This is a genomic window from Bacillus sp. LLTC93 (assembly GCF_002993125.1).
GTDB classification, from domain to species: Bacteria; Bacillota; Bacilli; order Bacillales; family Bacillaceae; genus Bacillus; species Bacillus zhangzhouensis.
This window is the reverse complement of the sequence record NZ_PVME01000001.1, coordinates 579,533-601,018: the sequence shown is the minus strand read 5'-3', so window position 1 is coordinate 601,018 and position 21,486 is coordinate 579,533. Positions and strand designations below refer to the sequence as shown.

The following is a 21,486-nucleotide window of genomic DNA, read 5'->3' as shown; positions in this document are numbered from 1 at the left end:
CAGAAAGTCAAAGTCAGGATCTCTTGGCTTTGACTTTTTTCTTTTCAACAATGAAAAGGAATTGAAAAAGGTTAAATCAAAATGATACAATCGTATTTATGTGAGAAAATCGGGAGTGTGAAGAGATGAGTAAGCGTGATTACTATGAAGTGCTTGGCGTGGGTAAGAGCGCCTCAAAGGACGAAATCAAAAAGGCATACCGCAAGCTTTCAAAAAAGTATCACCCTGATATTAATAAAGAAGCTGGCTCAGATGAGAAATTCAAAGAAGTAAAAGAAGCCTATGAAACCCTTTCTGATGATCAAAAACGTTCGCATTATGATCAATTCGGTCATACCGATCCAAACCAAGGCTTTGGCGGCGGCGGTTTTGGTGGCGGGGGAGACTTTGGCGGCTTCGGCGGCTTTGATGACATCTTCTCTAGTATTTTTGGCGGCGGAGCCAGAAGAAGAGATCCAAATGCACCGCGTCAAGGAGCGGACCTTCAATATACAATGACGCTTTCGTTTGAAGAAGCGGCATTTGGGAAAGAAGCAACCATTGAAATCCCTCGCGAGGAATCATGTGAAACATGTCATGGATCAGGGGCAAAGCCTGGAACGCAAGCAAAGACATGTTCACATTGCGGCGGATCTGGCCAATTAAATGTCGAGCAATCAACCCCATTTGGTAAAGTCGTTAACCGCAGAGTATGTAACTACTGTAGCGGAACTGGAAAACAAATTGACCACAAATGCTCAACATGCGGTGGATCTGGTAAAGTGCGTAAGCGTAAGAAAATCAATGTAACGATTCCGGCAGGTGTTGATGATGGTCAGCAGCTCAGAGTATCTGGTCAAGGTGAACCAGGTGTAAATGGAGGACCTCCAGGCGATCTATTCGTTGTGTTCCATGTGCGTGCGCATGAATTCTTCGAACGTGACGGAGATGACATTTACTGCGAAATGCCGCTTACCTTCGCGCAAGCTGCATTAGGTGACGAAATTGAAGTACCGACATTACACGGAAAAGTAAAATTAAAAGTTCCTGCAGGCACTCAAACTGGTACGAAGTTTAGACTGAAAGGAAAAGGTGTGAAAAATGTACGCGGCTATGGTCAAGGCGATCAGCACATCGTTGTACGTGTCGTCACACCGACGAATTTAACTGACAATCAAAAAGATATCATTAGAAAATTTGCTGAAGTGAGCGGAAATAAACCGGACGAACAAGAAATGAGTTTCTTCGATAAGGTAAAACGCGCATTTAAAGGCGAGTAAGACGGATAAGGAGTTGGTAGTATTGAAGTGGTCAGAGATTAGCGTCCATACAACAAATGAAGCGGTGGAACCGGTCACCAATATTTTGCATGAAGCAGGTGCAAGTGGTGTCGTGATAGAGGACCCGCTTGATTTAATCAAGGAACGTGAAAATGTATACGGTGAGATCTACCAGCTCGATCCGAATGATTATCCGGATGAAGGGGTTATTGTGAAAGCCTATCTTCCGATGAATAGCTTTTTGATGGAAACGGTAGATGAGATCAAAGAAGCCATCAACAATCTTCTTCTTTACGATATTGACCTTGGACGAAATACGCTGTCCATTTGTGAAGTGAATGAAGAAGAATGGGCAACCGCATGGAAGAAATACTATCATCCTGTGAAAATCTCTGAAAAATTCACCATCGTTCCAACGTGGGAAGAATATACACCTGTTCATTCTGATGAACTGATCATTGAAATGGACCCTGGAATGGCATTTGGAACAGGTACGCATCCAACAACAGTCCTTTGCATTCAGGCGCTTGAGCGCTATGTGAAGGAAAGCGATACGGTGATTGATGTTGGAACAGGATCTGGGATTTTAAGTGTTGCAGCAGCGATGCTTGGTGCAAAGGATATTCAGGCCTTTGATCTCGACACCGTTGCGGTTGAAAGTGCGAAGCAAAACATCGAATTAAATGGTGTTAGTGAACAAGTGACTGTGAAACAAAACAATCTACTTGATGGTATTTCAGGTGAACATGATGTGATCGTTGCCAACATTCTTGCAGAGGTCATCTTACGCTTTACAGATCAAGCATATGATTTATTGAAGAAAGATGGCTATTTCATTACATCAGGTATCATCGGACAAAAGAAATTACAAGTCAAAACGGCTTTAGAAGAAGCGGGATTTGACATTGTTGAAGTGCTGTCAATGGAAGATTGGGTCAGCATTATAGCGAAAAAATAAAGCGAGTAGGTGTCAGGACACGTATGCAACGATATTTTATCGACCTCACGAAAGAAGAAGTGATGGCAAAGGGAGCCATCGTCATAAAAGGTGAAGATGTACATCACCTTTCAAATGTCATGCGAATGAAAGCAGGGCAGGAAATCCTTTGCTTAACGACAGACGGCTTTGAAGCGCTCAGTAAAATTGATACAATAACAAAGGAAGAAGTCATTTGCCACCTTGAAGGCTGGACGAATCAGAACAGAGAACTTCCGATCATCGTGACGATAGCGAGTGGTCTGCCAAAAGGAGATAAGCTTGAGCTGATTATCCAAAAAGGCACCGAGCTTGGCGCAAGTGCTTTTGTCCCGTTTCAAGCGGCTCGTTCTATTACAAAACTTGACCAAAAAAAGTCACATAAAAAACGTGAGCGCTGGGAGAAAATTGCGAAAGAAGCAGCCGAGCAGTCCTATCGGAATATCATTCCCCGTGTTCATCCAGTATCAACGTTTAAAGAGCTGACTCAACTGGCTGGTGAATTCGATAAATGTGTCGTTGCATACGAAGAATCATCGAAAGAAGGAGAGCAAAGCCGATTTCAAACTGTGCTTCAACAGATGAAAGGCGGACAAACCTTATTAGTGGTTTTTGGCCCTGAAGGCGGTTTGGCAGAAAAGGAGATTGAAGAACTTGAAAAGCTTGGTGCAGTCATTTGTGGGCTCGGACCACGCATTTTAAGAACAGAAACAGCTCCTCTATACGCGCTTTCTGCTATATCTTATCAAACAGAGTTATTAAGAGGTGAATCATGATGGGAACAGTAGCGTTCCATACACTTGGCTGTAAGGTCAATCACTATGAAACAGAAGCCATCTGGCAGCTGTTTAAAGAAGCTGGCTATGAAAGAAAAGATTATGAATCAAAAGCAGACGTATATGTGATTAATACATGTACGGTCACGAATACAGGCGATAAGAAAAGCCGTCAAGTCATTAGAAGAGCCATTCGTCATAACCCAGATGGTGTCATTTGTGTAACAGGCTGTTATGCGCAAACGTCTCCGGCAGAAATCATGGCGATTCCTGGCGTTGATATTGTAGTTGGAACACAAGACAGACATAAATTACTTGGTTATATTGAAGAATACCGCAGAGAAAGACAGCCGATTAACGGAGTTGGCAATATCATGAAAGCGCGGGTGTTCGAAGAGCTTGATGTTCCAGCCTTTACAGACAGAACGCGTGCTTCATTAAAAATCCAAGAAGGCTGTAACAATTTCTGTACATTCTGCATCATTCCGTGGGCTCGCGGACTTCTTCGTTCTCGTGATCCTGAAGAGGTTATCAATCAAGCGCAGCAGCTTGTTGATGCCGGCTATAAAGAAATTGTGTTAACAGGTATTCACACAGGCGGATACGGAGAAGACCTAAAGGATTATAACTTTGCTAAGCTTTTGAAAGAATTAGATGAACGTGTCAACGGCTTAAAACGAATCCGCATTTCATCAATTGAGGCAAGTCAAATTACAGACGAAGTGATTGAAGTGCTGGATCAGTCAGATAAAATTGTCAGACACCTACACATTCCGCTTCAATCTGGCTCTAACACTGTGCTGAAAAGAATGCGCCGTAAATATACGATGGAATTCTTTGCAGAGCGTTTAACAAAGCTGAAAAAAGCATTGCCAGGCCTGGCTGTGACCTCTGATGTGATTGTTGGATTCCCTGGGGAAACAGAAGAAGAATTTATGGAAACGTACAATTTTGTCAAAGACCATCAATTCTCTGAGCTCCACGTATTCCCTTACAGCAAACGTACAGGTACTCCGGCTGCAAGAATGGAAGATCAAGTGGATGAACATGTGAAAAACGAACGCGTTCACCGCTTGATCGCTCTTTCTGACCAGCTTGCAAAAGAATATGCATCAGCATATGAAGGGGAAGTACTAGAGATTATTCCAGAAGAATCCTTTAAAGAACAAGACGGACAGCACAATCTCTATGTAGGTTATACCGATAACTATATGAAGGTTGTATTTGAAGGTACAGAGGACATGATCGGCCGTTTGGTGAAAGTGAAAATAACAAAAGCGGGCTATCCTTATAACGAAGGACAATTTGTCCGTATCAGCGATGACGTGCAAACAGACAAAGTGAGAATGACCTCATAAGAGATAAAAAAACCGGTTGCCATAGAGCAAGCCGGTTTCTTTTATGTCGACTGATTCGGTAAAAGAAATAAGATCAAGGCGTGAAAAGGACGAATGAAAGGGAAGAAGAGTAGAGAGCTTGCGACATTAAACAGCAGACTGAAATGCGCAATCTGCTGGGCAGGAGAGCTCGCCAGAAGTGCGACGAACTCCGTGATCAGGGCGAGAAAAGGGAGGCATAAAAGAACCCCGAGAACATTAAACACGACGTGTGCGTAAGCAGTTTGACGTGCTGCATAACCGCCAGATATTGCAGCCATCACAGCGGTAATACATGTCCCGATATTGGACCCTAAAACAAAGCTGATGCCTTCTTGCAGTGCCACACTTCCTTGATTCATAAACCCCATCAAAATGCCGATACATACAGAGCTCGAATGAACAATAGCCGTAAAAACCGTACCAGAGAGAAGAGCTGTCCAATCAGAGTGCTGCATCATTTCAAGAAAACGCAGTGTCTCTTGCTGGCTTGTCATCATCCCCGCAATTTTTGAAAAGCCTTGAATGCAAAAAAAGATCATCCCAAGCCCAAATAGACTCTTTCCTGCATGTTTGAAGGACCTTTGACCAAAAATGATACATACAAGACCAGTAGCAATTAAAACCCACATGAACACGTCCATTTTAATCGCAATAAATTCTGTCGTGAACGTGGACCCGATATTGGTCCCAAGGATCATTGGAATTGATTTTTTGAAAGTCAGGATGCCTGTACTCACAAAGCCGATGACAATGACCATAAACGCCGAACTGCTTTGAAGCACGCCTGTAAACACAATACTGACCAAGAATGCTTTCACCGGGTGATCTGTAAAGAGAAGAAGCGATTTCTCAATACGAGATGACGTCAGCGCCATTAATCCTTTTCTTAGCAAACCCATGGACCATAAAAAAATGAAAATAAGTGCACAAAAATAAATGATCGCCATCATAGAAAAGTCCTCCTCTTACCAATGAATATATGGACTTGTCTACCTGCTCATGACGAAAATATATTTCCAAATCACTTAGTTGACCTCGCACTAGGCTTATATTATAATGTCTAGGTACATGTTTGCATGTATATCTTTTTTTTAAATGCAGTCGATTGGTGTATTCGGAGGGAGGGAAAGAGAATGTCAAAAACGGTCGTTAGAAAAAACGAATCGCTTGAAGATGCTCTTCGTCGCTTTAAACGCAGTGTATCCAAAACTGGAACATTGCAAGAAGCAAGAAAGCGTGAATTTTATGAAAAGCCTAGCGTAAAGCGCAAGAAAAAGTCCGAAGCTGCTAGAAAACGTAAATTTTAAAAGAGGGTGGATTTATGAGTCTTCTTGAGCAATTAAATTCTGATATGAAGCTGATGATGAAAAACCGTGAGAAAGACAAGCTTGTTGTCATTCGAATGGTAAAGGCTTCACTACAAAATGAAGCAATTAAGCTTAAGAAAGACAGTTTGACCGGCGATGAGGAACTAACCGTTCTTTCTCGTGAGATTAAGCAACGTAAAGACTCCCTCCATGAATTTTCGAAAGCTAATCGCTTAGATTTAGTAGATAAAGTTCAAAAAGAGATTGACATTTTAGACGTTTATTTACCTGAGCAACTTTCTGAAGAAGAACTGAAAAGCGTCGTGCAACAAACGATTGCTGAAACAGGTGCTTCATCGAAGGCTGATATGGGTAAAGTGATGAGCGCTATTATGCCAAAAGTAAAAGGTAAAGCTGATGGAGCTGTCATTAACAGACTTGTCAGCGAGCAGCTGTCTCAATAAAAAAGTATCCTTCTATTGTTAGAAGGGTACTTTTTTTGTACCACCATAAATCTGTCATATAAAAATGAAACCTATGATACATTTGTAACGTATGTAAAGGAACGGTAAAATAAAAGAAAGGGAGGAGGGATCACCAAATAGATGAAAAAAATAAAAATTTCTATTGCTCTCTTCAGTTGTTTTATAATATGCTTGTTATTAGGGGTTCAATTGACCGCGAAATCAGCAGATCAGAAAGTTCATGTCATCCCAATTGAAGATACAGTAGAAAAGGGACTTTCTAAATTCGTTGAACGATCATTTGAGCAAGCAAAGTCGGAACGGGCGAAGCATATTATTCTCGATATTAATACACCAGGTGGTGCAGTTGATGCGGCGCTTGAGATCGCAGATACCATTCGTGCGTCTGATATCCCTGTGACAGCGTTTGTTCATCATAGAGCGCTTTCAGCCGGGGCCTTCCTTGCATTAAATGCTGATCAAATTTATATGACCCCGAACGGAAAGATGGGGGCCGCTGCGATCATTGATGGAGAAGGCAATGCTGCCGATCAAAAATCTGAATCTCTATGGCTTGCTGAAATGAGTGATGCTGCCGAAAAGCAGGGGCGTGATCCAAAGTATGCTCTTGCGATGGCAGATGTAGATATAGATGCAAAAGAAGCCGGTGCACCAAAAGGAGAATTGCTCACCTTCAATACAGACCGTGCGCTTCAATTCGGTTATGCAGAAGGGGAAGCGAAAAATATGGATGACTTGCTTCAGAAGCTGAACTTAGCAGACACTTCTGTTCAATACGATGAAGTGAGCTTTGCTGAAAAGGTTGCGCGCTTTCTCACGCACCCAATCGTCATTCCAATCCTTTTATCCATCGCAAGCTTAGGGTTAATTGTTGAGTTATATTCTCCCGGCTTTGGGGTCCCAGGCACCATGGGAGTCACAGCGCTTCTTCTATTCTTTTATGGTCATCTCGTGGCGGGTTTTGCAGGATATGAGACGTTGTTCCTGTTTTTAGCAGGGATTGCACTCATTATTCTGGAATTGTTTTTGCCAGGGGGAATCGTAGGTGTCATTGGATTAATCTGTGTCGTTGTCAGCTTATTTTTAGCAGCTGGAAGCTTTACAGAAATGGCGATTTCCATCTTGATTGCCACTGCTGTTTCAATCATAGCAGTTATTTTATTGACAAAGGTGTTGGGGAAACGTATGAAATTTTTTAAAAAGTTCATTTTAACCGATTCAACCAATAAAGAAAGTGGTTATGTCTCAAATGAAACAAGAGAGGATCTTGTTGGACAAATCGCAGTAACAGCAACAGCACTTCGTCCATCCGGTACGATTGTACTCGGAGATGAGCGCATTGATGTTGTATCAGAAGGTGCATTTATCGACAAGGATGAACAAGTAAAAATTGTCAAAGCGGAAGGCTCACGCATTGTCGTGAGGAAAGTATAGATATACTGAATTTATAGGAGGAATAAAATGGATCCATCTACTTTACTATTATTTGTGATTATCGCAGCAGGTTTGATCGTTCTATCGATCTTCTTCACCTTTGTACCGGTGATGCTGTGGATTTCAGCCCTAGCGGCTGGCGTAAGAGTGAGCATTTTTACACTTGTAGGAATGAGACTTCGCCGAGTGATACCAAACCGAGTGGTCAACCCGCTCATTAAAGCGCATAAAGCAGGTCTTGATGCGACGATTAACCAATTAGAAAGCCACTACCTTGCAGGTGGTAACGTTGACCGCGTGATAAACGCACTGATTGCAGCTCAACGTGCGAATATCGAATTGAACTTTGCACGTTGTGCAGCGATCGACCTAGCAGGCCGTGATGTACTCGAAGCGGTACAAATGAGTGTTAACCCTAAAGTGATTGAAACACCATTTATCTCTGGTGTTGCGATGGACGGGATTGAAGTAAAAGCAAAAGCACGTATCACAGTTCGTGCAAACATCGACCGACTTGTCGGTGGTGCAGGAGAAGAAACAATCATTGCTCGTGTAGGTGAAGGGATTGTCTCTACAATCGGTTCATCAGATAATCATAAAAAGGTTCTAGAAAATCCTGATATGATTTCTCAAACGGTTCTTGGTAAAGGATTAGATTCAGGTACGGCGTTTGAAATCCTCTCGATTGATATCGCAGATGTTGATATCGGTAAGAACATTGGAGCTATTCTACAAACAGACCAAGCAGAAGCAGACAAAAACATTGCACAGGCTAAAGCGGAAGAACGCCGCGCAATGGCTGTTGCACAAGAACAAGAAATGCGTGCGAGAGTTGAAGAAATGCGCGCGAAAGTAGTAGAAGCAGAGGCTGAAGTACCACTTGCAATGGCTGAAGCACTACGAGAAGGCAATATTGGAGTCATGGACTACATGAACATTAAAAATATCGATGCTGATACGGATATGAGAGATTCTTTTGGTAAAATGACAAAAGGTCCATCTGATAATGAAAACAAATAAGCATCCTCTCACGCTTTAAGGAGGGAGCCCAATGGACATTCTATTTGAAAATCCGCTACTAATTGCGATTATCATCGGTATCATCTCTGCTATCTTTGGGAAAATCGGCAAACAAGAGGAGAATGAACAAAAGAACCAGCAAAACAAGCCGGCTCCTCAGCGTAAGCCAATGCCTCAAAAGCAGCAAACAAAACAAAAAAGTCCAGACCCAGTCGCGGCGGACCAGCTAGACGATTTTGGCGATGTACATGATCATGGCGGGATGAAGAAAAAAACATCACAGTCCTTACAAGATCGCTATACGGATACACTTGCTGAAATGGAAGAAAGAAAAAGCGAGCTGAGTAGAGAGTTCCAATCGCTTGAAAGGCAGCTCACAAGGCCAAAATCAGCATCTGCTGAAGTGAAGCCAAAAATCATTGAGAAGCTCAACCAAGATACGGTTGTTCAAGGCATGATCCTTGGAGAAGTATTTGGAGAGCCGCGTGCTAAAAAGCCGCATCGAACGATGAAACGGCCGTATAAAAGATAACGAAGAAAGCCTCCTTTACTAAGGGGGCTTTTTTGTGGTCTGATGGCAATTTTTCATAAGCAAAATAATGAACGGGCTGTTTTACGGGATTCATTAGCATGATATGAACCGCTGAGGAATAGGATGATATAGAGGCTTTCTCATCAGTCTCACCATCTTTCAGTTTGATCTCATACACATGAGGTGGGAAGGGGTTCTTATTGAATGGGCAAAAGAAAAAATCGACTTAAAGCATGGCTGACAAGAACACTTGAAATCCCTCCAGACGTGATGATGGATCTTCCCCGTATTACGATGGTTGGCAGACTCCACATTTACATAGAGAACCATAAAGGACTTTTACTTTTCAGTGATCAAGAGGTAAGGCTTATGCTCAAACAAGGACAATGCATTATTTCAGGGAAAGATTTTGTGATTAAAACGATTTTGCCAGAAGAGATCTTATTAGAAGGGAAAATCGATGAGGTCCGTTATATTGATTCTTAACTGACGGAGGGGAGAAGCGTGAAGAATAAATGGTTCGCCTATTTTATTGGCAAAGTGGAAGTGGAGATCAAAGGAAACGGGATTGAGCGGCTCATGAATGAGTGCACGAGACAGGGGATCACAATTTTTCAAGTGAGCCGCCGTCAAGACAGCGTGCGCTTATTTATTCGCTTATCAGATGTACATGCCTTTAGAAAATTGCGCAGACATCATGAGGTGAAATGTTCATTTCATCAAAGGAAGGGTCTTCCGTTTCTTCTCATGTGGTCAAGGAGGAATATTGGGTTCACCCTTGGGATTGTTTTCTTTCTGGTGACGATATTGGCCCTTTCAAATATGGTGTGGAAAATAGATATCACAGGAGCGAATCCAGAGACAGAGCATCAAATGAGAAAGCATTTAGACGACATTGGTGTACAAAAAGGCCGGTTTCAATTTCTAATGGGAACACCTGAAAAAATTCAAAAGTCCCTGACAACCAATATTAAAAGCATTACATGGGTCGGCGTTGAATTAAACGGTACGACATTTCAAATGAAAGTCGTTGAAAAAAATGAGCCTGAAAAAGAGAAATATACAAGTCCGCAGCACATTGTTGCTAAGAAAAAGGCCGTCATCACGAGGATGTATGTAGAAAAAGGGGAGCCGCTAGCCGCGGTCGATGAACATGTGAAAAAAGGGCAGATGCTCGTTTCTGGACTAATTGGCAGCGAAGATCAACAAAAAACGGTAGGAGCCAAAGCGAAAATCTATGGTGAAACATGGTATCGTTCTGAAGTTTCTGTCCCTCTTCGAACATCTTTTGACGTCTTTACGGGTAAAATGAAGACAAAGCACAAGCTCTCCGCATTTGGAGGTTCATTGCCATTTTGGGGATTTTCCTTTAAAGAAGATGATTTTGAGCAGCCAAAAACAGAAACAGAAGTACATCCACTTCAGTTCTTAAACTTTCAGCTCCCATTCTCCTATGAAAAGGAAATCACACGCGAAAGTGAAAAAATCAATCGAGAATACACAAATAAAGAAGCAGTTCAAGCAGGGATTAAAATGGGTAAAAAAGAATTAGAAGAGAAGCTAGGTCAAACAGGAGAGGTGAAAAGTGAAAAAGTTTTGCACGAGACAACAGGGAATGGTAAAGTTAAGTTAATCATCCTTTACCAAGTAATAGAAGATATTGTTCAACCAACACCTATTGTTCAGGGAGACTAGAGAATGACAGAACATTTACTTGAGATTCAACAAAAATTGGATAGCCCAAACGAAGCCATCGCTTTATTTGGCAATCAAGATGCTTATCTGAAACTGATGGAAAACGAGCTGAATGTCTCCATTATTACACGTGGAGAGAAAGTGTATGTTTCCGGTCAGGAAGCATCAAGAGATACAGTGAGCCAGTTGATTACATCTCTCTTACATCTCATCCGTAAAGGAATCGAGATTTCTGAAAGGGATGTCGTCTATGCGATTAAAATGGCGCAAAAAAACAAGCTGAATTATTTTGAGAATATGTATGAAGATGAAATTACGAAAAATGCCAAAGGAAAGTCGATCAGGGTGAAAACGATCGGCCAGCGTGAATATGCTGCGGCAATGAAAAAAGATGATCTCGTCTTTGGGATTGGGCCTGCTGGTACAGGTAAAACGTATTTGGCAGTCGTTAACGCGGTACATGCACTGAAAAATGGACATGTGAAACGGATTATCCTGACAAGACCAGCCGTTGAAGCAGGAGAGAGTCTTGGCTTTTTGCCAGGCGATCTAAAGGAAAAAGTAGATCCTTATTTAAGACCACTATATGATGCCTTGCATGATGTGCTTGGCAGTGATCATACGGAACGTTTAATTGAGCGCGGTGTCATTGAAATAGCGCCTCTCGCTTATATGAGAGGGCGGACGCTCGATGATGCATTTGTTATTTTAGATGAAGCGCAAAATACAACGCCAGCCCAAATGAAAATGTTTTTGACGAGACTAGGGTTTGGCTCTAAAATGGTCATTACAGGAGATATTACACAAATTGATCTGCCAAAGGGCATGCAGTCAGGCCTTGCGGCTGCAAAGGACATGCTTGCAGAGATCAAGGGCATCTCATTCATTGAATTAGACCAGACAGATGTGGTCAGACACCCGCTTGTGGCGAAGATCATTGGAGCATACGAAAAGCAAAAATGAACTGAGTGACCCGATCGTCTTCATCGGGTCATTTTGTTTCGATCGTGGTTTAAAGTAAAAAAGGAGGTACTTTCCTTGAGAAAGAATCAGAAAGGCAGTAAGCGCAAAAGACTGCTGTCTAAAAAAGAACCTCAGAAAATGGAGCGCTCACGTTATTTAAACGTTTTGCTATACGCTGGTTTAGCAGCCATTCTGTTCGTGGTGCTCTTCTTCCATGTAAAGCCTGAATCGCTCGACTTAGATTTGTTTTCAGTGAGCGAACAGACAATCTATTCTCCGTCAACCGTCGATGATCAAGAAGCGACAGATGAAAAGAAGCAAGAAGCAACGGATCAAGTAGAAGATCAGTATACGCTCAAAAAAGCATATTCTGACAATCGTGTTGACCTCATCTCATCCCTCTTTGAAGCCATTAAAGAAGAGAAGAAAGCCGCTGATGAAAAAGAGAACCCGCCAACAGATCAAGAAATGGTCAAGCGTGTAAAAGAAAAACTCACAACAGATATGCAGGAAGCTGTTTCGGATAACTCCATCAAAGCACTGCTCCAAGCAAGTGACGAAAATCTCTCTTTTACTAAGGATTCCATCATCACAGTGGTGAATTCACTGATGAGTAAAGAAATCACAGCAGCTAAGTTACAAAATGAAAAAAAACAAGTGAAAACAGAGCTTGAAAACAATTCGATTCCTTCAAAGTATTTAAATGCAGCGAAAGAAATCGGTGAATTTGCGATTATTCCAAACTATGTATTTGACCCAGTGGCAACAGAGAAGAAAAGACAAGAAGCAGCTGATAATATTCAGCCGGTTCAAATTAAGCAAGGGCAAATTTTAGTGGAAGAAGGGGAACTGATCGACCGTGAAGTTTATCGCAAATTAGAGCTGACCGGCCTGTTAAATAGCTCAAATTTGTTTAAGCCTGTAAGCGGTCTTATGATATTGATCGGTCTTTTCTTAGCGGCGATTATTCATACATTAGAAACGAGGAAAAAATCGCTCGTCCATAAGAATAAATCGTTACTGCTTTACTCGCTTATTTTCACCATTATTTTAATCATCATGGAAGTATTCAGTCTCTTCCAGGAAACGAAATACACAACGATAGGCTATGTCGTGCCAGTTGCACTTGGGACGATGCTGATCAAGCTGTTGATCAATGAGCGGTTAGCGATCTTCTCTGGCCTTGTATTTGCCCTTTGCGGCAGTATGATGTTTAATCAAGGAGTGACCGGCGTCTTTAATTATGTCATCTGCGCTTATTATCTCATTAGCGGGATGGCGGGCATTTTGTTTTTGAGAAAACATAATGCGAGATCGAAAATTTTGCAAGCAGGGCTTTTGGTGGCTTTGACGAATGTTCTTGTGGTTTTATCAATCACGCTAATCCAAAATTCCTCTCCATCAGGACTTGAAATCGGTGTGAACCTTATGATGGCGATTGTGTCAGGATTTGCATCAGCTATTTTGGTTATCGGGTTAATGCCTGTCTTTGAAAGCATGTTTGGCATTCTTTCAACAATGAGGCTGATTGAATTATCTAATCCAAATCATCCGCTGCTCAAAAAGATTTTAACAGAGACACCAGGTACATATCATCATAGTGTCATGGTGGCGAATTTAGCGGATGCTGCATGTGAAGCAGTCGGCGCAAACGGACTTTTAGCAAGGGTCGGCGCTTATTATCATGACATTGGGAAAACGAAAAGACCGCAATACTTTATTGAAAACCAAATGAACATTGATAATCCGCATGACAAGCTTTCCCCTCAGCTGAGTAAAAATATTATTATTGCCCATACGACAGATGGTGCTGCTATGCTGAGAGAAAAGAAGTTTCCTGAAGAGCTTGTCGATATTGCAGAACAGCACCATGGGAAATCGCTTTTAAAGTTCTTCTACTACAAAGCAAAAGAACGTGATGATCAGGTGACAGAAGAAGAATTTCGTTATCCTGGTCCAAAACCGCAATCAAAAGAAGCGGCGATTATTTCAGTGGCTGACAGCGTTGAAGCCGCTGTTCGTTCGATGCATAACCCAAATCCAGAGCGGATTGAAAAGCTTGTCAAAGGCATTATTTCAGATAAAATGCAGGATGGGCAATTTAGTGAATGTGATCTGACATTTAAAGAATTAAATATTATTAGCCAAACGATTTGTACAACATTAAAGGGGATTTTTCATTCTCGGATTGAGTATCCAGATGCCCCGAAGCAGAAGGTGAAGTAAATGACATTGTTAATCGATTTAATAGATGAAACAGGACAAGTATCAAAAGAGCAGCTTGAAGAAGTGGAAAAGCTTCTTCAATTTGCTGCGGATGCCCTTGAGGTAAAAGATCAGGCAGAAGTATCAGTAACGATTGTTTCGAATGAAGAAATTCATCAGATCAACAAAGAATACCGGGGAAAGGACGCGCCAACAGATGTGATCTCCTTTGCACTTGAGGAAGAAGGAGAAGGTGAGATTGAGATTATTGGCGCCGATGACATCCCGCCGGTACTCGGTGACATTATCATTAGTGTTGATCGAACGAAAGAGCAGGCAGAAGAATATGGACATTCCTTTATGAGAGAGCTTGGATTCTTAACGATTCATGGTTTCCTTCATTTACTTGGTTATGATCATATGACAGAGGAAGATGAAAAAGAAATGTTCGCCAAACAGACAAAAATATTGGATGATTATGGCCTTTCGAGATCATCGTAAGAAACGAAAGCCGCTTGCCCGTTTTTTTCGGAGTTTTTATTATGCATTTAGAGGAATCTGGCGAACTTTCTTGAATGAACGGAATTTTCGATTTCACACAGTCGCAGCCATCATCGTGGTGATCTGCGGCTTTTGGTTTCACATTGAACCGGTCGAATGGATGATCGTGCTGCTATTATGCGGGGGGATGTTTGCGCTTGAACTTGTCAACACAGCCATTGAACATACAGTGGATCTTATGACAGAAGAAAAGCACCCGCTTGCAGAAAGAGCAAAGGACGCTGCAGCAGGCGCTGTTTGCGTTTATGCCGCGATTTCGGTTATGATTGGGTTGATGATCTTCCTGCCGAAGATCATGCAATAGAACAATATTACTATTTATTAACATTTTTAGAAATGGGCGTGAAAATGTCGCGTGAATTATGTAAAATATAAATGTGACAGTGGGTCCATTTCTTCTGAAAGTGGGAACTAGGAATGAACAAACAAGAGTTGATTTCAGAAGCAATCAAAGCAAGAGATTTTGCATATGTACCCTATTCTAAATTTAAAGTTGGTGCAGCATTATTGTCGAATGATGGAAAAGTGTATGGCGGCTGCAACATTGAAAATGCAGCATATGGCATGTGTAATTGTGCGGAAAGAACAGCACTTTTTAAAGCTTATTCAGAAGGCATCACATCTTTTCAAATGCTTGCAGTAGTGGCTGATACAGATCGACCTGTTTCACCGTGCGGCGCATGCAGACAGGTCATTTCAGAACTCTGTGCACCAGATATGCCAGTGATCCTAACAAACTTAAAAGGACATATATACGAAACAACAGTAAACGAACTATTGCCAGGCGCATTTTCACCGGAGGATTTAAATGACTAACGAAAGCTTCAAATCAGGATTCGTATCAATTATTGGAAGACCAAATGTAGGAAAATCAACCTTTCTGAATCGTGTCATTGGACAAAAAATTGCCATTATGAGTGATAAGCCCCAAACGACGCGAAATAAAGTTCAAGGTGTCTTGACAACCAACACGTCACAAACGATTTTTATCGATACTCCAGGAATTCATAAACCTAAGCATAAGCTAGGTGATTTTATGATGAGGGTGGCTCAAAATACACTGAAGGAAGTCGACCTGATATTGTTTATGATCAACGCAAAGGAAGGCTATGGCAAAGGTGATGAATTTATCATTGAACGACTAAAGCAAACATCTACACCGGTGTTCCTTGTCGTCAATAAAATTGACCAAATTCACCCAGATGAATTGTTCCTTTTAATTGATGAATACCGCACACGTTATCCGTTTAAGGAAATTGTGCCAATTTCAGCTCTTGAAGGCAACAACATTGACACGCTTCTTCAGCAAATTGAAGGTTACCTTCCACAGGGCCCTCAATTTTATCCGGCAGATCAAGTAACAGATCATCCAGAGCGGTTTATTATTTCTGAATTAATTCGTGAAAAAGTGCTGCATTTAACGAGAGAAGAGATTCCTCACAGTATTGCAGTTGCGATCGAATCTATTAAGCCAGATGAAAATGGCAAGATTCATGTTGCGGCGACGATTGTCGTTGAACGTGATTCACAAAAAGGGATCGTCATTGGTAAACGAGGCAGTTTATTAAAAGAAGTAGGACAAAAAGCGCGCAGAGATATTGAAGCACTTCTAGGCTCAAAAGTATACCTTGAGCTTTGGGTAAAAGTTCAGAAGGACTGGCGTAATAAATCCACTCACCTGCGTGACTTCGGATTTAGAGAAGACGAATATTAAAAATCGCTGCATCAGTTGTCAAGAAATCTGACAATGGTGCGGTTCGATTAGTAAAAATTGTTTATCATGAAATGGAGGTCGTCTGGTCAAGATAAAATTAATATGTTGGATGTAGCGTTGCTGCTTCTAATAAAGAAAGGTGGGGTTTTTATGTTGAATTTTACATGGAACGTATTTTCACAAACAGGAAGCGTTGACACGTATCTGCTTTTCAAAGAGTTAGAAAAGGAGAACCTGGAAAGACCCGATGGACTTGAAGAAGAGATAGCACGATTTGATTTTCCAATCTTATAATTCTTGACCCCCTCCAACGCTCGGAGTGTAGACAAATGCTCATTAAAAGTGAAGGAATCGTCCTTAGAACAACAGATTATGGCGAAACAAACAAAATTGTCACGCTGCTCACTAGAGAGCATGGGAAAATTGGTGTGATGGCAAGAGGCGCTAAAAAATCAAACAGCCGCCTGTCAGCCATAAGCCAGCCATTTTTATACGGAACCTTCCTCATCCAATCATCAACAGGACTTGGAACGCTCCAGCAAGGTGAAATGATTGAAAGCATGCGGGCTATTCGGGAAGATTTATTTCTGACCGCATATGCCGCATATATGACTGAATTACTTGATAAAGGAACAGAAGAAAAAAGGCCAAACCCTTATTTGTTTGAGCTCCTTCTTCAATCTTTACGTCATCTCAATGAAGGCACAGATGCTGATATTATTTTATTTATTGTAGAGGTCAAAATGTTATCAGTGATGGGGATGAAGCCCGAACTGGATCAATGTGTGCACTGCGGTCAAAAAGAAGGGCAGTTCCATTTCTCGATTAGAGATAACGGATTTATTTGCCAAAATTGCTTTTCTAAAGATCCATATAAACTACCCTTATCCCCAGCAGCTGCAAGACTGCTTCGTTTGTTTCATTATTTTGATTTATCAAGGCTTGGTCAGGTTGACGTGAAACCGCAGACTAAACAAGAAATTCGCCAAGTACTGGATCACTACTATGACGAGTATTCAGGTCTTTATTTAAAATCAAAAAAATTCATGAATCAGATGGAATCCATGAAAAAGCTAATGGGTGACGAAAACAAAAGTTGACATCTCCCATGACTTTTTGTAAGATCATCTAAGATAAAATATGTTGCATTGACAGAAAGAAGTACTTACGTATAATCCATAAAAGCGACCTTAGGGCGGTGTAAGCTAAGGATGGAGGCGTAACGAAAGGCATTCTTGAGCAACGTAAAACAAAGCGGCTGGGTGCTACGACACCAGCAAATAGGGTGGAACCGCGGGAAAAACTCTCGTCCCTATGTTTGCAAGGAACCTTGTGAGCATAGAGACGGGAGTTTTTGTGTTCTCTTATGAGGTTCTAGTCCCCACCCGCCATACATAGCGGATGGTGTAGAAAAAGATGGAGGTGCGATCATTGAATATTCAAGACATGATTTTGACGTTGCAAAAGCATTGGTCAAATGAAGGCTGCGTCTTAATGCAGGCGTATGACACAGAAAAAGGTGCTGGAACGATGAGTCCATACACGTTCCTGCGAAGCATCGGACCAGAGCCGTGGAAGGTAGCGTATGTAGAGCCTTCTAGACGCCCGGCTGATGGTAGATATGGAGAAAACCCAAATAGATTGTATCAGCATCATCAATTTCAAGTGATCATTAAGCCATCACCTGATAATATTCAAGAACTATATCTTGAATCATTGAAGGCACTTGGCATTGACCCGTTGAAACATGATATTCGTTTTGTTGAAGACAACTGGGAAAATCCATCTCTTGGCTGTGCAGGACTTGGCTGGGAAGTATGGCTTGATGGCATGGAAATTACGCAATTTACGTATTTCCAGCAAGTCGGCGGCTTAGAATGTAAGCCAGTTTCTGTTGAAATCACATACGGTATTGAACGTCTTGCCTCTTACATCCAAGACAAAGAAAATGTCTTTGACCTTGAATGGACAGACGGATTTACTGTAAGAGATTTATTCTTAATGGCTGAATATGAGCACTCTGTTTATACATTTGAAACATCTAATACTGACATGCTGTTTGATTTATTTACAACCTATGAAAAAGAAGCGCATAGCCAAATGGACAAAGGACTTGTTCACCCGGCATACGATTATGTACTCAAATGTTCTCATACGTTTAACTTGCTTGACGCAAAGGGCGCTATATCTGTCACTGAGCGAACTGGCTATATTGGAAGAGTACGTCAGTTAGCGCGAAAAGTGGCTAAAACGTATTACGAAGAGCGAGAAAAACTTGGATTCCCTATGTTAAAAGAGGAGGCGGCTTCTCATGAATAAACAAGATGTATTACTCGAAATCGGCTTAGAAGAGATGCCGGCTCGTTTCATGCCAGAGAGCACTAAGCAGCTAGGTGAGAAAGTAAAAGCTTGGTTTGAAACGCAAAATATTTCATTCGAAGATGTTGTCTTATTCAATTCACCAAGACGTCTTGCTGTGCTCGTCAAAGGTGTCGCAGAAAAACAAGAAGACATCAAAGAAGAAGCAAAAGGCCCAGCTAAAAAGATTGCTCAAGACGCTGAAGGCAATTGGACAAAAGCGGCTGAAGGCTTTGCCCGCGGACAAGGCGCTTCAACAGATGATCTCTATTTCAAAGAGATCAAAGGTGTGGATTATGTCCATGTCCAAAAGTTCCAAGAAGGAAAGCAAGTCAAAGACCTTCTCCCAGCGCTAGGTGAGATTGCCGCTTCATTAAGCTTTCCAAAGAACATGAGATGGGGAAGCAAAGATTTACGCTATATCCGTCCGATTAAATGGATTGTTTGCTTATTTGGGCAAGAGATCGTTCCTGTTGAAATTGCAGGCGTGAAAAGCGGCCGGGAGACAAGAGGACATCGCTTCCTCGGTACGACAGCCAGCATTGACTCACCTGCTTCTTTTGAGCAAACATTACACGATCAATTTGTTATTGCAGATTCAGATAAAAGAAAGCAATGGATTACTGAGCAGCTAAATGCTCTTTCTTCAGAAAAAGGCTGGGTTATTCCAGTTGATCCTGAGCTTCTAGAAGAAGTCAACGATCTTGTTGAATACCCAACAGTGTTGTTTGGCTCCTTTGAAGAAGAGTTCCTTGCATTGCCAGAAGAAGTATTGGTCACGACAATGAAAGAGCATCAGCGCTATTTCCCTGTGAAAAATGAGCAAGGGGAATTGCTGCCTCATTTTATTACAGTCAGAAACGGAAATAGCGAGGCGCTGGAAAATGTCGCAAGAGGAAACGAAAAAGTACTTCGTGCGCGTTTATCAGACGCTGCCTTCTTCTATAAAGAAGACGAAAAACTAGTCATTGAAGACAATATTAAAAAGCTTGATAAGGTTGTATTCCATGAGAAGCTTGGAACAATTGGTGACAAACTGAAGAGAGTGACAGACATTGCGACCCGCCTAGCAGCGCATGTTGGCGCAGATGACGAAACAACAAAACGTGTCGCAAGAGCAGCAAGTATTTCTAAGTTTGACCTTGTGACTCAAATGGTCTATGAATTCCCAGAATTACAAGGAATCATGGGTGAGAAATATGCAAAAGCACTTGGCGAACACGAAGAAGTCGCAATGAGCATAAACGAACACTACATGCCGCGTTTTGCCGGTGACAAGGCGCCTTCGACTCTGATTGGTGCGATTGTCGCAGTAGCAGATAAACTAGATTCTATTTGTTCATTCTTTTCAATTGATGTTATTCCAACGGGTTCTCAAGATCCTTATGGACTCAGAAGACAAGCGAGCGGTATCGTTCAAATCCTGCTCGACCGTCATTGGAACGTGACATTTAAAGAGCTGTTAGAACTTGCTCAAGTAGAGACAGAACATGAAGCTGCTCTGATTGAATTTTTGACGCAGCGTTTAAAATATGTCCTCCAAGCAGAGCATATTCGTCATGATGTGGTCGATGCAGTGCTTGATGTTGAAAATATTGAGCCTTATGCGGTCGTGAAAAAAGCAGCTGTTCTTGAAGAGAGCGTGAAACAAGAAAGCTTCAAAGAAACGGCTGAGGCTCTTGGCCGCGTCATTTCAATCAGTAAAAAAGGGAAAGATACAGAGATTCAGCCTGCACTGTTTGAAAATGAGCACGAGCAAAAGCTATTTGAGGCGTATCAGCAAGTAGAGAAAGCTGTTAAGGAACATGTGGCAGCAGGACAATACAACTCAGCACTTAAGGCGTTAGATACCTTAAAAGCGCCGATTGTTCATTATTTCGATCACACAATGGTTCATGCGGATGATGAAAAACTGAAGCAAAATCGTTTGGCGCAGATGGTCAAACTAGCCAAAGTCATTCAATCATTTGCGAATATGAACAATTTAATAGTAAAATAAATACCTAAGAACGGTTGCCTTTTGAGAAGGGCAATCGTTTTTTACTCATTTAATTCACGGTTTTTGAGTGGATTTTTGTTTCATTCGGACAAAGATGCGCTATAATATGATGAGTTATGAAAATGATATACATAAAGTAAAGATTCGCTCTCTCTATTTAAAGGTGGTGAGTACAATCGAGTTAAATAAACGGCAAGAGCAGATTTTACAGATTGTCAAAGAGAATGGCCCGATCACTGGAGAGCATATCGCCGATCGGCTGAACTTAACAAGGGCTACCCTCAGACCGGATTTAGCCATTTTAACAATGTCTGGCTTTTTAGAAGCAAGACCAAGGGTCGGCTACTTTTTTACAGGAAAAACAGGCACGCAGCTTCTGGCAGATAAGCTGAAAAAACTTCAAGTGAAAGATTTTCAATCCATTCCAGTGGTGATACATGAGAATGTTTCGGTTTATGATGCGATTTGTACGATGTTTTTAGAGGATGTGGGCACATTATTCGTTGTGGACGATCACTCTATTTTAACAGGCGTGTTATCAAGAAAAGACCTCCTTCGAGCAAGTATTGGAAAACAAGAGCTTCCATCTATACCTGTCCATATTATTATGACAAGAATGCCGAACATCACCGTTTGCCGCAAGGAAGATTTCATTATGGATGTGGCCAAGCACTTGATTGAAAAGCAAATAGACGCACTTCCTGTCATAAAAGATACGGATAAAGGCTTTGAAGTTGTCGGCAGAATTACGAAAACAAACATGACGAAATTACTTGTTAGCTTATCGGAGAATGAAATTATCTAATTACAGAAGACTGCGAGG

General features: G+C 41.6%; 23 protein-coding genes and 1 other annotated feature. Of the genes, 22 read left to right on the top strand and 1 reads right to left on the bottom strand.

The window, feature by feature from the left end; translation table 11 throughout:
- The first annotated feature begins 125 nt into the window (after window positions 1-125).
- From dnaJ to mtaB, 4 genes are read left to right on the top strand one after another with little or no spacing between them, the layout of a single operon-like run.
- A complete protein-coding gene (gene dnaJ, locus C6W18_RS03245; RefSeq protein ID WP_034319463.1) occupies window positions 126-1,259 on the top strand; it encodes a molecular chaperone DnaJ in 1,134 nt (377 codons plus the stop codon).
- A gap of 22 nt (window positions 1,260-1,281) precedes the next feature.
- Window positions 1,282-2,217 carry a 50S ribosomal protein L11 methyltransferase gene (gene prmA / locus C6W18_RS03240; protein WP_105925909.1) on the top strand — a complete coding sequence of 312 codons (936 nt, stop codon included), beginning with the start codon at window positions 1,282-1,284 and terminating at the stop codon, window positions 2,215-2,217.
- Window positions 2,218-2,240: 23 nt separating this feature from the next.
- Window positions 2,241-3,011 (top strand): 16S rRNA (uracil(1498)-N(3))-methyltransferase, encoded by a 771-nt coding sequence (locus tag C6W18_RS03235; protein ID WP_105925907.1) that lies wholly within the window; start codon window positions 2,241-2,243, stop codon window positions 3,009-3,011.
- Window positions 3,011-4,369, top strand: coding sequence for a tRNA (N(6)-L-threonylcarbamoyladenosine(37)-C(2))-methylthiotransferase MtaB (gene mtaB, locus C6W18_RS03230; protein ID WP_105925905.1), 1,359 nt, complete (start codon window positions 3,011-3,013; stop codon window positions 4,367-4,369). Before C6W18_RS03235 ends, mtaB begins: the two co-directional genes overlap by 1 nt.
- Before the next feature lie 41 nt (window positions 4,370-4,410).
- Here mtaB and C6W18_RS03225 read toward each other — a convergent pair whose 3' ends face one another.
- Entirely contained in the window at window positions 4,411-5,340 is a 930-nt protein-coding gene (locus C6W18_RS03225; RefSeq protein ID WP_105925904.1) for a Na/Pi symporter, read from the bottom strand.
- Window positions 5,341-5,523: 183 nt separating this feature from the next.
- Here C6W18_RS03225 and rpsU point away from each other — a divergent pair, with 183 nt between their 5' ends.
- From rpsU to ccpN, 18 genes are all read left to right on the top strand, one after another.
- Window positions 5,524-5,697: a 30S ribosomal protein S21 gene (rpsU, locus tag C6W18_RS03220; protein ID WP_003152957.1), complete on the top strand. Its 174-nt coding sequence runs from the start codon at window positions 5,524-5,526 to the stop codon at window positions 5,695-5,697.
- 14 nt (window positions 5,698-5,711) lie between these two features.
- Window positions 5,712-6,161 (top strand): GatB/YqeY domain-containing protein, encoded by a 450-nt coding sequence (locus tag C6W18_RS03215; protein WP_034319476.1) that lies wholly within the window; start codon window positions 5,712-5,714, stop codon window positions 6,159-6,161.
- A gap of 141 nt (window positions 6,162-6,302) precedes the next feature.
- The gene (locus C6W18_RS03210; protein WP_105925903.1) at window positions 6,303-7,616 is read left to right on the top strand and encodes an NfeD family protein; all 1,314 of its coding nucleotides are present in this window, start codon (window positions 6,303-6,305) and stop codon (window positions 7,614-7,616) included.
- 27 nt (window positions 7,617-7,643) lie between these two features.
- Window positions 7,644-8,636, top strand: coding sequence for a flotillin-like protein FloA (gene floA, locus C6W18_RS03205; RefSeq protein ID WP_008356247.1), 993 nt, complete (start codon window positions 7,644-7,646; stop codon window positions 8,634-8,636).
- Window positions 8,637-8,667: 31 nt separating this feature from the next.
- Window positions 8,668-9,168 carry a hypothetical protein gene (locus C6W18_RS03200; protein ID WP_034319482.1) on the top strand — a complete coding sequence of 167 codons (501 nt, stop codon included), beginning with the start codon at window positions 8,668-8,670 and terminating at the stop codon, window positions 9,166-9,168.
- 204 nt (window positions 9,169-9,372) lie between these two features.
- The gene (yqfC, locus tag C6W18_RS03195; RefSeq protein WP_012010618.1) at window positions 9,373-9,654 is read left to right on the top strand and encodes a sporulation protein YqfC; all 282 of its coding nucleotides are present in this window, start codon (window positions 9,373-9,375) and stop codon (window positions 9,652-9,654) included.
- Between the two features lie 18 nt (window positions 9,655-9,672).
- Window positions 9,673-10,863, top strand: coding sequence for a sporulation protein YqfD (gene yqfD, locus C6W18_RS03190; protein ID WP_105925901.1), 1,191 nt, complete (start codon window positions 9,673-9,675; stop codon window positions 10,861-10,863).
- Between the two features lie 3 nt (window positions 10,864-10,866).
- Window positions 10,867-11,826 carry a PhoH family protein gene (locus C6W18_RS03185; protein ID WP_034319485.1) on the top strand — a complete coding sequence of 320 codons (960 nt, stop codon included), beginning with the start codon at window positions 10,867-10,869 and terminating at the stop codon, window positions 11,824-11,826.
- 114 nt (window positions 11,827-11,940) lie between these two features.
- Window positions 11,941-14,052, top strand: coding sequence for an HD family phosphohydrolase (locus C6W18_RS03180; RefSeq protein ID WP_411266068.1), 2,112 nt, complete (start codon window positions 11,941-11,943; stop codon window positions 14,050-14,052).
- Complete coding sequence (ybeY, locus tag C6W18_RS03175; protein WP_034319491.1) at window positions 14,053-14,532, top strand: rRNA maturation RNase YbeY; 480 nt, start codon at window positions 14,053-14,055, stop codon at window positions 14,530-14,532.
- Window positions 14,510-14,896 (top strand): diacylglycerol kinase family protein, encoded by a 387-nt coding sequence (locus tag C6W18_RS03170; RefSeq protein WP_105925897.1) that lies wholly within the window; start codon window positions 14,510-14,512, stop codon window positions 14,894-14,896. Before ybeY ends, C6W18_RS03170 begins: the two co-directional genes overlap by 23 nt.
- A gap of 113 nt (window positions 14,897-15,009) precedes the next feature.
- Entirely contained in the window at window positions 15,010-15,408 is a 399-nt protein-coding gene (locus C6W18_RS03165; protein WP_008356263.1) for a cytidine deaminase, read from the top strand.
- Window positions 15,401-16,306 carry a GTPase Era gene (gene era / locus C6W18_RS03160; protein WP_105925895.1) on the top strand — a complete coding sequence of 302 codons (906 nt, stop codon included), beginning with the start codon at window positions 15,401-15,403 and terminating at the stop codon, window positions 16,304-16,306. Before C6W18_RS03165 ends, era begins: the two co-directional genes overlap by 8 nt.
- 150 nt (window positions 16,307-16,456) lie before the next feature.
- The gene (locus C6W18_RS03155; RefSeq protein ID WP_078061658.1) at window positions 16,457-16,600 is read left to right on the top strand and encodes a YqzL family protein; all 144 of its coding nucleotides are present in this window, start codon (window positions 16,457-16,459) and stop codon (window positions 16,598-16,600) included.
- Between the two features lie 35 nt (window positions 16,601-16,635).
- Window positions 16,636-17,406, top strand: coding sequence for a DNA repair protein RecO (gene recO / locus C6W18_RS03150; RefSeq protein WP_034319498.1), 771 nt, complete (start codon window positions 16,636-16,638; stop codon window positions 17,404-17,406).
- Window positions 17,407-17,445: 39 nt separating this feature from the next.
- Window positions 17,446-17,623 (top strand) — a binding site (T-box leader).
- Between the two features lie 114 nt (window positions 17,624-17,737).
- On the top strand, window positions 17,738-18,625 hold the full coding sequence (gene glyQ, locus C6W18_RS03145) for a glycine--tRNA ligase subunit alpha (protein ID WP_003217487.1): 888 nt from the start codon (window positions 17,738-17,740) through the stop codon (window positions 18,623-18,625).
- Complete coding sequence (gene glyS / locus C6W18_RS03140) at window positions 18,618-20,663, top strand: glycine--tRNA ligase subunit beta (RefSeq protein WP_105925892.1); 2,046 nt, start codon at window positions 18,618-18,620, stop codon at window positions 20,661-20,663. The genes glyQ and glyS overlap by 8 nt, the downstream gene beginning before the upstream one ends.
- A 166-nt stretch (window positions 20,664-20,829) precedes the next feature.
- Window positions 20,830-21,468 (top strand): transcriptional regulator CcpN, encoded by a 639-nt coding sequence (ccpN, locus tag C6W18_RS03135; protein ID WP_034319972.1) that lies wholly within the window; start codon window positions 20,830-20,832, stop codon window positions 21,466-21,468.
- Window positions 21,469-21,486 lie beyond the last annotated feature (18 nt).